This window comes from Thalassospira sp. UBA1131, from assembly GCF_002311515.1.
Lineage (GTDB): Bacteria > Pseudomonadota > Alphaproteobacteria > Rhodospirillales > Thalassospiraceae > Thalassospira.
Genome location: NZ_DCAO01000112.1, coordinates 24,237 through 36,428, shown reverse-complemented (window position 1 = coordinate 36,428; position 12,192 = coordinate 24,237). Strand labels below are relative to the sequence as shown.

Annotated in this window: 9 protein-coding genes and 1 pseudogene; 8 read left to right on the top strand and 2 right to left on the bottom strand. The window is 55.8% G+C overall.

The annotated features are described in order from the left end of the window. Positions 1 to 306 (top strand): FAD-linked oxidase C-terminal domain-containing protein (locus tag B3Z49_RS19225; RefSeq protein ID WP_296993767.1); only part of this gene is annotated, 306 nt, incomplete at its 5' end. A gap of 66 nt (positions 307 to 372) precedes the next feature. On the opposite strand, the gene B3Z49_RS19220 is transcribed toward B3Z49_RS19225, so the two are convergent. After that, the gene (locus tag B3Z49_RS19220; RefSeq protein WP_296993766.1) at positions 373 to 1,461 is read right to left on the bottom strand and encodes a lipid A deacylase LpxR family protein; all 1,089 of its coding nucleotides are present in this window, start codon (positions 1,459 to 1,461) and stop codon (positions 373 to 375) included. A 272-nt stretch (positions 1,462 to 1,733) separates the two neighbouring features. Beyond that, a complete protein-coding gene (locus B3Z49_RS19215) occupies positions 1,734 to 2,570 on the bottom strand; it encodes a DUF2189 domain-containing protein (RefSeq protein ID WP_120224508.1) in 837 nt (278 codons plus the stop codon). 466 nt (positions 2,571 to 3,036) lie between these two features. Between B3Z49_RS19215 and B3Z49_RS19210 the strand changes: the two genes are divergently transcribed. The 7 genes and pseudogenes from B3Z49_RS19210 to B3Z49_RS19180 form a co-directional block, all read left to right on the top strand. After that, positions 3,037 to 6,615, top strand: a complete 3,579-nt coding sequence (locus B3Z49_RS19210) for an AsmA family protein (RefSeq protein ID WP_296993763.1) — start codon at positions 3,037 to 3,039, stop codon at positions 6,613 to 6,615. A gap of 170 nt (positions 6,616 to 6,785) precedes the next feature. Further along, positions 6,786 to 8,312, top strand: coding sequence for an inorganic phosphate transporter (locus B3Z49_RS19205; protein WP_040822812.1), 1,527 nt, complete (start codon positions 6,786 to 6,788; stop codon positions 8,310 to 8,312). A gap of 231 nt (positions 8,313 to 8,543) precedes the next feature. Beyond that, positions 8,544 to 9,089 (top strand): VUT family protein, encoded by a 546-nt coding sequence (locus B3Z49_RS19200; protein WP_064779569.1) that lies wholly within the window; start codon positions 8,544 to 8,546, stop codon positions 9,087 to 9,089. 119 nt (positions 9,090 to 9,208) lie between these two features. Further along, positions 9,209 to 10,261, top strand: coding sequence for a tRNA preQ1(34) S-adenosylmethionine ribosyltransferase-isomerase QueA (gene queA, locus B3Z49_RS19195; RefSeq protein WP_296993754.1), 1,053 nt, complete (start codon positions 9,209 to 9,211; stop codon positions 10,259 to 10,261). A 6-nt stretch (positions 10,262 to 10,267) separates the two neighbouring features. Then, a complete protein-coding gene (tgt, locus tag B3Z49_RS19190; protein WP_296993751.1) occupies positions 10,268 to 11,410 on the top strand; it encodes a tRNA guanosine(34) transglycosylase Tgt in 1,143 nt (380 codons plus the stop codon). Between the two features lie 3 nt (positions 11,411 to 11,413). Then, positions 11,414 to 11,881: a preQ(1) synthase gene (gene queF, locus B3Z49_RS19185; RefSeq protein WP_120224514.1), complete on the top strand. Its 468-nt coding sequence runs from the start codon at positions 11,414 to 11,416 to the stop codon at positions 11,879 to 11,881. A 120-nt stretch (positions 11,882 to 12,001) separates the two neighbouring features. After that, positions 12,002 to 12,192 (top strand): annotated as a pseudogene (locus B3Z49_RS19180) (tRNA epoxyqueuosine(34) reductase QueG); the annotation flags it as partial.

Here is a 12,192-nt window from a genome sequence, read left to right as displayed (position 1 = left end):
GATGCCAGCCCGCTGACCTGCACGATCATCGGTCACGTCGGTGATGGCAACTTCCATACCCTGATCCTGCTGGATCCCGAGGATCCGGCCCAGATGGAAGAAGCCAACCGTCTGCACAAACGCATGGTCGAACGGGCGCTTAAACTTGGCGGCACCTGCACCGGCGAACATGGCATTGGCTATGGCAAGCTTGATTTCATGGTGACTGAGCATGGCGAAGACACCATTGCCGTCATGCGGGCGATCAAAAACGCGCTTGATCCCAAAGGTCTGATGAATCCGGGCAAGCTGATCCCGGGTCTTTGATATCATCAGACCAATAGGGATATCTCATTGAAAACGGGGCCATTTGGCCCCGTTTTTGTTTTCGGATCAGAACCGAAAGGAAAGCGAAAGCGACCCGAACTGGTCCGCACCGCTTTGGGCGGTGAATTCCGGGGTGCGATAAACATGGGTGTAGGTCAGGCGCGCCTGACCGATGATTACGGCAAGGCCGATCTGCAAATCGCCAACCCATGGTTCCTTATCGACCGAAGCACTGTCAGCAAAGGTATTGCCATCAAGGGTAATGTCACGCGCGACATAGCGCCCGGCAAAACCGGCAAAGACATAACCGCTTAGCGGGAAGCCATCGGTGTCGGGGACAAAGAAATCCGATCCCGGCAGGCTGGGGCGGATCCGCGGCGGGCCATAATCGGCCGGCAGGTCAAAGCCCATACGAAACATGGTGCCCAGTTCCGCATTGGTAAAGGCGTTGCCCAGCGTCACGGCCCCGTGCGGGGTGGCGTCAAATTCGACACCCAACAGATCGGCTTCGAACCAGCCACGATATTTCCGTTCATAGGTCAGGCCAATGATCGGTTCGTTCTTGATCTGATTGTCCCAGCCTTCGGGGTAGGGGCTGTTGATTTGCTTATGGACAAAGGATTGCGTTTCATCGGCAAGCGATGCCGGACCAACCACGCCAAGGGTCAGTTCCAGCGTATCAATGCGCGAATAATTACTATCAGCCCCATTTTTCTGCAGACCAGTATCCGACAAAAGCCCGGCCGTGCCATACAGCATGCCTGCCCATGGGCGGTCATTGGGCTGATTTTCAGCAATCGTGATGTCGTCTGGCGTGTACATGGTCTGGCCCAGCGAATAGCTGGTGCGAATGCGCCCTTCGGATGCGAAGAACGGGACTTTCTTGGCAACGTTCAGAAAGCTCGCCGGGGCATCGTCTTCGGGCGAGATAAAGGCAAGCCGCACACCGTTGGTGTAATGCTGGTCACTGTTTGTCGGCGTGAACAGATCGTTTTCAACCGACAGCGAGACACCCCATTTGTCATCCGGGGTCCGGGTCGATTGCGGGCCATCGGCCGTATTGGTTTGCGCAAAAGCCCCTTGGGTACCCGCAAGCAGCGCAAACAGGGACGCGGAAACGGCGATAACGTGGCGGAGCGCACGGGCTTGATGCATGATCAAAAATAACTCGTAAATGCAGATGGTTGCCAGATGCTGATCTGTTGCCGACTGATCTTGGACAATTTATGGCAACGACGCCAGTGAAGTTTGCGGATGCGTGATCGATATCTCGCTGCCTTATACACAGGTCAATCGCCACAAAGCTTAAACTGCTGGTCGCGATATTTGTTCCCGTGCATGCATCGGTGCTGCGCAAAAAATTTGCTCAACAAAAAACGCCGCCCTTGGAATGGGCGGCGTTTACAGATCAGTTAGCAGAGAGATGCTTACGGAACCTGACGGCGCAGGCGGGCGACTTCAGCCTGACTTTCATCGATGATCCCGCGATAGGCATGCCAGCTTGAAAAGCCCAGAAGCGGCATCGTGATGGCAAGCCCGAACAGGAAGACGACCATCCCGCAAGCAGACAGGATGGCAATCACGGCCCCCCAGCCAATCAAAACCTTCCAGTTTTTGCGAAACGCCGAAACGCTGATGATGACGGCGGTAATCACATCGACATCGCGATCAACCAGAAGCGGGATCGATACCACCGATACCGCAAAGGCAATCACCGCCAACACACCACCCAGCAAACCGCCGGTAATCAGGAAGGTGATCGCATCGCGCGAGAAGAAGGTTTGCCAGACCAGCACATCAAGCGATGGCATGGTGCCGTTGTAAAACAGCGCAAAAAGCAACATCGCAATGCGCGTCCACGCCAAAAAGAACAGCATCAGCAAAACACCGATGGCACCGATTTGGCCGGGATTGCGACGAAAACCATTCAGGCTGTGCCACAGGGTAACGTTTTCGCCCATCTCAAGGCGGCGACTGGTTTCATAAAGTCCAACCGCAAGTACCGGTGCCAAAAGCATAAAGCCCGCCGCAAGCGGCAAGGTCAGATAAGGTTCGCCAGAACGGAAAATGCTGAGCACGATCAACCAACCGGCAATGGTGCAAAATGCCCCATAGGTTAGGCCAATGGCAGGGGTTCGTTTGAAATCGCGCCAGCCCGCCTGCAGCCAGGCGCCTGATTGGTCGGTGGTGATGGTGCGTACAACGATTCCGCGTTGACCGGCGTCGACCGCTTTTTCCGGCGTTTCGATTATTGTATCGGTCATTTTAATCCTCCCTGTCGCGATTGCGTACAACGATCATCCGGGTGGAATGAAAGTCAGGATTGAATTCTTTTTCTGTTTTATAAAATGTATCATTTCGGAGGCCGATTTCCACCATCCAATTGATTTTAAACTACGTATTTCGCCGTTTGGTAAATTCGCAAATGGCGTTAAAGGTTTTCTTTCCGGGTATTCCGGTTTTATTTTTAATCTTTCAAAACAACGCAATATCTGCCCGATGCTTGATCAAAGCCCTGCTTTGACACACATGAAGATGGTGTCGATGGAACACATCGAACGATCCCGGCGTTACGGATGGATCAAGCTTGCCTGAAATTAGCTTTAATCTCTGGCCATTTTCTGTTGCGAGAGTCATCACGAGCCTTATGCTTTCGAACAAGAAATCAAACCTTTGTGGGTCGCGGCCTTTTCTGGCGGGGCGACCATGCGATCTAGCGGAGCCTGACTGTTGAAAAAAATCCTTGTCGCAATTGGTGCACTTCTCGTGGTTCTTGTCGCCGCGTTGCTGATCATTCCGTCATTGATTGACTGGAATGGCTATAAGGCCGAGGTCAGCCAGGCTGTTCGCGAGGCGACCGGACGGGAGCTTGATCTTGCGGGCGATCTGTCGATGTCGCTGATCCCGTCACCATCCTTGTCGGCAACGGATGTCAGCCTTGGCAATGTGCCAGGCGCACAGGATACCGAAATGGTGTCGATTGACGAGGTCCGGGTTTCCGTTGCGCTGATACCGCTTTTGACCGGCAATGTGCAGGTGACCGAAGTCAGCCTGATCAATCCGGTGATCGCGATTGAGACCTTTGAAGATGGTTCGAACAATCTGGTATTTGATCCAGCGCAGGCCGCACGTTCCGGCCCGGACGCGGGAACGATCAGCACGCCGGGTGCGGGTACTGAAAGCGCACCGGCACCAACCGAGAGTGCCGAGGGCACGGCTGATGCCACTGAGAGCACCGACAGTGATTTCGCCAGCACCATTCAGGTCGACCGTCTGGAAATCGAAAACGCGACCATCATCTATCGCGCGCCGGGCTCCGAAGAACGGATTGAGGGGCTTACCCTTGGTATATCGGCAGAGACCCTGAATGGCCCGATGGAGGGTGAAGGGTATGTCTTCTATCGCGGTATTCCGCTGACATTTGCGATGAATGTCGGGCAGATCAGCCAGACTGCACCGTTCCCGGTCAGCCTGAAACTTGGCATTGACGAGGTCGACGGCGGTGTCACCGTCGCCGGGCGTGTCGATCTTTCAACGGATAATCCCGGTTTCGACGGCGAGATTGATGGCAATTTCGATGACCTGCGTGAAGCTGCGCTCCGGATTGCCGGCGACGATGCCGACATTCCCGATATCGCGGCCAAGCCACTTGATCTTGGCGGGCACATCACGGCCAATGCCAAATCGGTAACCTTGAATGATCTTTCGATCCGGTTTGGTGAAACCCGCGGGTCTGGCGCGATTGCCATTGATCAGGAACCGAGCCTCAATGCCGATGTCGCGCTTCGCTTCAATCAGCTTGATCTTGATAGCATCCTTGTTCTGGCCGATATGGGCAATACAGGCGCATCGCCTGCGTCCAGTGACGCCAACAGCGCGCCAGAAGCATCAAGCGACGCGGCAGGTGGTGCACAATCGATCCCGTCGCAAAGCTCGGTCAAGAAAAACGGTGCTGCCAATGCACCGGCGATCCCGGCGGATTTGAAGGCGTCGATCGATTTCGAAGTTGAAACCCTGATCTATAACCAGACACCGGTCCATAATGCGCGGATCAATGCAGCAATCGCCAATAGCAAGATCACGCTGAACGAAGTCTCTGCCGGTCTTCCCGGCGGGACAGATGTATCTGTCTTTGGCAGCATTTCCGGTAACACGCCGGACTTGAGTGCCGCACTTAGCTATGAAGTGGCATCGGAAAACATTCGTGCGGTCATGCGTTGGCTGGGTGTTGATGTCGACGGCATTCGTGCTGATCGTCTTCGCCGGTTCTCCTTGACCGGCGGGATCAAGGGCACATCCGAACAACTCAATATTTCCGATCTTGATCTGCGGGTCGATGACACCGCCATTCGCGGGGCTGTTGTTGCCAATCTCGGCGGATCGGGCCTGCCTGCCTTGGGTATTGGTCTGAAGCTCGACCGGATCAACCTTGATCAGTATATCGCAGTTGCGCCGGATGCCGAAGTTTCCGTCTCTACGACTTCTGAGGCGGGCGGCAATGCATCGACCGGTGCTGCATCATCTTCATCGGATGCGGGCAATGCGTCTGCTGCCAAGCAGGATATGGTCAAGATCATCAAGGATGCGCTGGCACCCCTTGAAGGCATGGCCGCCAATTACCGACTGGCCGCTGATGAGATCATCTCCTCTGGCGTGTCGGTACGCGGCATTTCAATTGATGGCAGCCTCAATGGTCCGAATATTACCCTGACCAATTTTGCGGTTGCCGACGCAGCAGGTCTTGCCGCCAGTGCAAAGGGCGCATTCAACGGTTCGGCCGATGTGCCGGCATTTGATAATTTGTCAGTGCGTATCACGGCCAAAACGCTGGAGCCGCTGGCGAAGCTGACCGGTATTACCCTTCCGGCACCGGCAAGCAGTTACAAGAGTGTTCAGGCAAATGTTGATCTGAATGGCCCTGTCACCGGACCGACGGTTGCGCTTGATGTGTCCAACCCGCTGTTGCAGGTTGCTCTTGATGGTGTTGTTTCCGAAATGCTTGGCAGCAATCCGGGCATTGATGGCAAGCTTGCTGTCCAGGCATCCAGCCTGAACCGTGCGCTGGAGCTTCTTGCCCCAACCTACACACCATCGGGCAATCTTGGCCGACTGGCGGTTTCCGGCACTGTGAAGGGCAATGCGCAGAATGTCGCCGTCGATGGCCTGAAGCTTATCCTCGGCGCATTTGAAACGTCGGGCAACGTGCGATTTGATGGTTCACAGGCACAGCCTAAGCTTTCTGTCGCACTATCGGGTGGCAAGCTCGTGGTGGATCCGTTCCTGCCAGCAGACAAGCGCGCAAGCCTGATGCCCGGTATGGGCAGCGGCCCGCGCAAGGCAGCGTTCAATCTGCCGAAAACCACGATGGTTACCCGCGTTGATGCCCGCGACGGAACGCCTTGGGATGACACCGTAATTGATGTTTCGGCCCTTCGTTCGATTGATGCTGATATTGCGGTTGCCCTGGATCAGCTTGATTTCGATACCTATAGCCTGATCAATCCGGACCTGAAGGCAACGTTGGTTAACGGGCTTCTGAGCATTCCGAGCTTTACCGGGCTTCTGGGGCAGGGTGACCTTGCGATTAACGGCACCTTTGATGCGCGTAATACCGATGTGCCCAAACTGGCCCTTGCTGGTCGTTTGGACAGTGCGCGGATCGAAAGTCTTGTGCCGATCCGGGTGGCAAGTGACACCATCCTTGGCGGACTGGGACTGACATTTGATGCCAATGCGCAGGGCAATACATCGCGCCGTCTGGTGTCGGCCCTGAACGGTACGGCCAATCTGGTTCTGAACAATGTGCGGTTCAGCAATGCCGACAAACGGTCGCCGGATCCGCGCCTGAATATCGAGGCACTTCTGCGTCAGGGCCCGCAGGCCATGGTGGTTGAAGGTGTTGGCAACAACGATCTCATGCAATCGCTTGAAGCCGACATGACCATCACCAACGGCATTGCCAAAACCACCCGTGTCGAAGCACTGTCGCGGGTCGGCACAGCGGATGCGGATGCGACCCTTGATTTGCCGCGCTGGGTGATGGATACGCAGGCTGATTTCGATTTCTCTGAAAAGATCGAAGAATTGCCGCCGTTCAGCGTCTATGCCAAAGGCAAGATCGATGATCCGGTCATCACCGGACGCATGGACAAGGTTGCTGTTCGGGTTCTCGACAACCTGATTGACAAGGCGCTGGGTGGCAGCGGATCAAGCAATGATTCATCGGGAACGGGTGGCTCTGGTGGCGGCTCCGCCGAGGATGCGGCCAAAGGCCTGCTGAAGGGGCTTTTGAACCAGTTCGGTCGCTGATATCAAATTCCTTGAAAATGTTGGAAAACGGCCCCGTTTTGTGGGGTCGTTTTCCTTTATCTTCAGAGGCTTATCCGAAGGTCGTCATAAAACAGCAAAAAAACCTTAACAAAGAGGTCCGGCTTCGACATGATCCGCCCGTCGATTCCCTTTGATGGTAACGGTTGATTATGTCGGTAAAGAAAACTGCTCTGGATAAGGATCTCAAGTGGCAAAAACGCATGGATGCGGGGCTGGGTGAAACAGCATCGATCAGTGCGAAGCTTGGTCTGGCACTTGTCTTCCTGCTTGCCTGTAGTGCGTTTGTCGCCTTTCACATGGGCGGACTGCCGCAAAGTGGCTTCCTGATCGCCGCCGCCGTTATCGGTGGTTATATGGCGCTGAATATCGGGGCCAACGACGTTGCCAACAATGTTGGTCCGGCGGTGGGTTCCAAGGCGCTGACCATGGTTGGCGCCCTTTTGATTGCGGCCATATTCGAGGCCGCCGGTGCGATCATTGCCGGTGGCGATGTTGTCGGCACAATCAAGAACGGCATTATTGATCCCACCCAGATGCCCGATGCCCAAACCTTTGTCTGGGCGATGATGGCAGCCCTTTTGGCCGCCGCCCTTTGGCTTAACCTGGCCACCTGGTTTGGTGCGCCGGTCTCAACCACGCATTCGATTGTTGGTGGTGTCATGGGGGCTGGTATGGCCGCCGTTGGCATCGGGGCGGTAAACTGGCCGACCATGGGCACAATCGCCGCAAGTTGGGTGATCTCGCCGGTTCTGGGTGGTTTGATTGCTGCCGGGTTCCTGGCCTTTATCAAATTCCGCATTCTTTACACCGAAGACCGCGTGACTGCTGCGCGCAAGTGGGTTCCGATCTTGGTCGGTGTCATGGTCTCGGCCTTCACGATGTATCTGATGATGAAGGGTGTGAAGAAAATCTGGAAGGCCGAAACACCGGTTGTGATCGCCATTGGTGTTGCCGCGTTCTTCCTGACCGTGATCCCGGTCCGCAAGGCCGTCTTCCGTGCCTCGGCCAGCATGACCGGCCGTCGCAAGGAAATCGCTTCGCTGTTTCGCATTCCGCTTGTCGTGTCGGCAGCCTTGCTGTCATTCGCGCACGGCTCGAACGATGTTGCCAACGCGATTGGACCGCTCGCCGCCATTGTTTCCGGTGTTGATAGCGGTCAGATCGTGACCTCGGCCCCGATCCCGATCTGGGTGATGGTCATCGGCGCGCTTGGCATTTCTGCGGGTCTGATCCTGTTTGGTCCGAAACTGATCAAGACGGTTGGCTCAAAAATCACCAAGCTTGATCCGATCCGGGCTTATACCGTGGCATTGTCGGCGGCCCTTACGGTGATTGTCGCATCTGCACTGGGTCTTCCCGTCAGTTCGACCCACATTGCGGTTGGTGCTGTGTTCGGGGTTGGTTTCCTGCGTGAAAGCCTGTCGCATCGTCGTCGCAAGGTTGCATCGCCTATGTTGGTGGATCGTCCCGAAAACGAACAGGGCGATGAACATATCGAAGCGCTTCGTCAGATTGACCCGAGTGAGGCCGAAAAGGCCGAGAAGAAAATGCGCAAGCGTCTTCTGGTGCGTCGTCGCTATGCGGTGACGATTGCAACCGCATGGGTGGTGACGGTTCCGGCCGGAGCCTTCCTCGGCGCGCTTCTGTTCTTCACCATTCGCGGCATCATGCTGTAACTTAAAACGAATATGGTTTCGCGGCGCGGCGCCCCATTTTCCCCGGGGCGACATGCAGCGATCTGCAGCGGCGATCAGGTTTTCCTGATCGCCGTTTTTCCTTGACCGGGCTTTGGTCTGCGCGTAAACAGCCGCACCAAAGTTACACAGAATCCGTTCGTGATCGTCGCCCAGTATGGTGGGCCGCGAGATTTGTTATGCGTGGGTTCATTTGATGAGAAGGGCTAACAGATGAAAGCGATCATTTTCGGTGTCCTCGCCATGGCGGTGACCGTTGTTGCATCGAACATTCTGGTCGAATACCCGCTGCCCGGCGTTCTGGCGGACTGGCTGACCTATGGTGCCTTTACCTATCCGGTCGCTTTCCTTGTAACGGACCTGACCAACCGTGCACGTGGTGCGGCGGCGGCACGGGTTGTCGTGCTGGCCGGGTTTGCGCTGGCGGTTGTTCTTTCGCTGATCGTTGCGGATACGCGCATTGCCATCGCATCGGGTTCGGCATTCCTGATTGCCCAGATGCTTGATGTGACCGTGTTTGACAAACTGCGCCGTGCAAGCTGGTGGAAAGCACCGCTGGTGTCGTCTGGCATCGGGTCGGCGGTTGATACCGCCTTGTTCTTCTCGATCGCGTTTGCCGGTACTGGTCTTCCGTGGGATACGTGGGCGATGGGTGATTTCGCAGCCAAGATGATCATGGCGCTGACCTGTCTGGCTCCGTTTCGTCTTTTGATGACGGTGATCACACCGCGCACTGATGCGGAACCGGCCCGCGGCTGATATCGGTTTGGACCCTAAGGCGTATCAGATATGCCGTCCGTGACCTTGTGATTTCTTCTGAAGGGGCGCATAACACGCCCCTTCATTTGTTTTTTAATTGAGCGGAATTTCCCTGATCCATGAAAGTCGATCTGTTCGATTTTGAATTGCCGCGCGAACGCATTGCCGAACATCCGGCCAATCCGCGTGATGCTGCCCGTATGCTTGATTTGTCAGGCGAAGGAATGCAGGACCGTATCGTGCGCGAATTGCCCGATATTTTGCGTTCCGGTGATCTGCTGATATCCAACGATACGCGTGTGATCCCGGCCCGCCTGTTTGGCAAACGAGGCGACGCCAAGGTTGAGGTTACCCTGCATAAACAGGAAGGCCTTGGCACCTGGGTGGCCTTCGCCAAGCCGGCCAAGAAGCTGCGCATCGGGGAAACCTTCAAGGTCAATGACGAATTCGAAGCCGAAGTTCTTGCCAAGAAGGACGGCGGCGAAGTGACCCTGCGTTTTAACAAATCCGGTGCAGACCTCATTGCCGCACTTGAAAAATTCGGCGTGATGCCGCTGCCGCCCTATATCCGGCGTGACGCCGGTGGTGATGATCAGGACAAATCCGATTATCAGACGATCTTTGCGCAAAAGGATGGTGCTGTGGCGGCCCCGACGGCAGGTTTGCATTTTACCCCGGAACTTCTGGCCAATCTGGATGCGCGCGGCATCAATCGCCGCACGATTACGCTTCATGTCGGGGCGGGCACCTTCCTACCGGTCAAGGTCGATGATACTGATGATCACAAAATGCATGCCGAATGGGGTTCGATCAGCAAGGAAATCGCTGATCTGATCAACGAAACCCGCGCCAATGGCGGACGGGTAGTTGCGGTGGGGACCACGTCGCTGCGTCTGCTTGAAAGTGCGGCCCGCGAAGACGGGGTGGTTGAACCGTTCGAGGCCGAGACCGACATCTTTATCACGCCGGGCTACAAATTCCGCGCAGTGGATATGCTTCTGACAAATTTCCACCTGCCGCGTTCGACCCTGTTTATGCTGGTGTCGGCCTTTGCCGGGTTTGAACGGATGAAGGCGGCCTATCAGCACGCCATCGACAACGAATACCGTTTTTATTCCTATGGCGATTGCAGCCTGCTTGAATGCGCCAACAAAATTGATGCACGGACATAAGAACCGATGACCGAATTTCGCTATGAACTGCTTGCCCAGGATGGCAAGGCCCGTCTGGGGCGCATCCACACCGCGCACGGCGTCATTGATACGCCGACTTTCATGCCGGTGGGAACGGCCGCCACGGTTAAGGGCATGTTGCCGGAAAACGTTGCCGACACGGGTGCGCAGATCCTTTTGGGCAATACGTACCATTTGATGCTGCGTCCGGGTGCCGAACGCATCGCACGTTTGGGCGGTCTTCACAAATTCATGAACTGGGACAAACCGATCCTGACCGACAGTGGCGGGTATCAGGTCATGTCGCTGGCGAAGTTGCGCAAGATCACCGAAGAAGGTGTGACGTTTAAAAGCCATATCGATGGCCGCAAGTTCAACCTGACACCCGAACGTTCGATGGAGATCCAGCATCTTTTGGGATCGACCATCACCATGGCGTTTGATGAATGCACCCCGTTCCCGGCGACCGAACAGCAAGCGCGCGAAAGCATGCAGATGTCGATGCGCTGGGCAAAACGGTCCAAGGATGCGTTTGTTAACCGCGAAGGCTATGCGCTTTATGGCATTCAGCAGGGCAGCGTTTTTGAAAACCTGCGGCGTGAGAGCTCCGAAAAGTTGGCGGAGCTCGACCTGCCGGGCCACTCGGTTGGTGGTCTTGCCGTTGGTGAAGGCCAGCAGATCATGTTTGATACGCTTGATTTCTGCGTTGATATGCTGCCGAGCAACAAGCCGCGCTATTTGATGGGGGTTGGCAAGCCGTCCGATCTTGTCGGTGGGGTGATGCGCGGGATTGATCAGTTTGACTGCGTGCTGCCGACCCGTTCCGGGCGCAACGCACAGGCCTTTACCCATCGCGGGACGCTGAACCTTAAAAACGGCCGTCATCGCGATGATGATCGTCCGTTGGATGATCAATGTGGTTGCCCGGCCTGCACGAAATATTCGCGTGCCTATTTGCATCACCTGATCAAGGCTGGGGAAATCCTCGGCGCGGTTCTGCTGACCTGGCATAACCTTGCCTATTATCAGGACTTGATGCGTGGCATGCGCGAAGCGATTGCCGAAGGCCGCATGGAGGCCTTCGCGCGCGATTTCCACGCCGGACAGGAAGGCGGGGACATTGATCCCATGCCGATTATCGAGGACTAAGCCATGGCTGATCAAACCATCTACGACAACCTGACCATGCTGGGCGGTGACACCCAACAGCCGGCATCGCCAGACGAAGCAGTTCTTGAACGCGTACAAAACCCGCAGGCCGGAACCGATTACTGCGTGCGATTTGTCGCACCGGAATTCACATCGCTTTGCCCGATCACCGGCCAGCCGGACTTTGCCCATCTGGTGATTGATTATGTGCCCGGTGACTGGCTGGTCGAAAGCAAGTCGCTGAAGCTTTTCCTGACGTCATTTCGCAACCATGGTTCGTTCCACGAGGATTGCACGATCAAGGTCGGCAAACGCATTGTAGAAACCCTTGACCCGAAATGGCTGCGTATAGGTGGATACTGGTATCCGCGCGGCGGCATTCCGATTGACGTGTTCTATCAGACCGGCCCGGCACCCGAAGGTGTCTGGATCCCCGAGCAGGGCGTAGCCCCGTATCGCGGGCGCGGCTAGAACCTGCGTTTCTGAGTTTGTTAAAAAGGCCGCAGCATCATGTTGCGGCCTTTTGCGTTATGATCGTAAGGCGATATAACGCGCCAAAGATTAAACAGGCCGAATGACTGAACTGATGCCATGACAACCAAGACGCGCCAACACATCACGTTTGAACTGCTTCAGGCCAAAGCCCGTGAAATCGGCTTTGATGTCTGTGGTGTGGCGCGTCCGAAAATTGATGCGCGCAATCAAAAACGTCTTGATGAATTTGTCGCGGGTGGTGAATACGGCTCGATGGCGTGGATGAATGATCCTGAACGCCTGCCGCG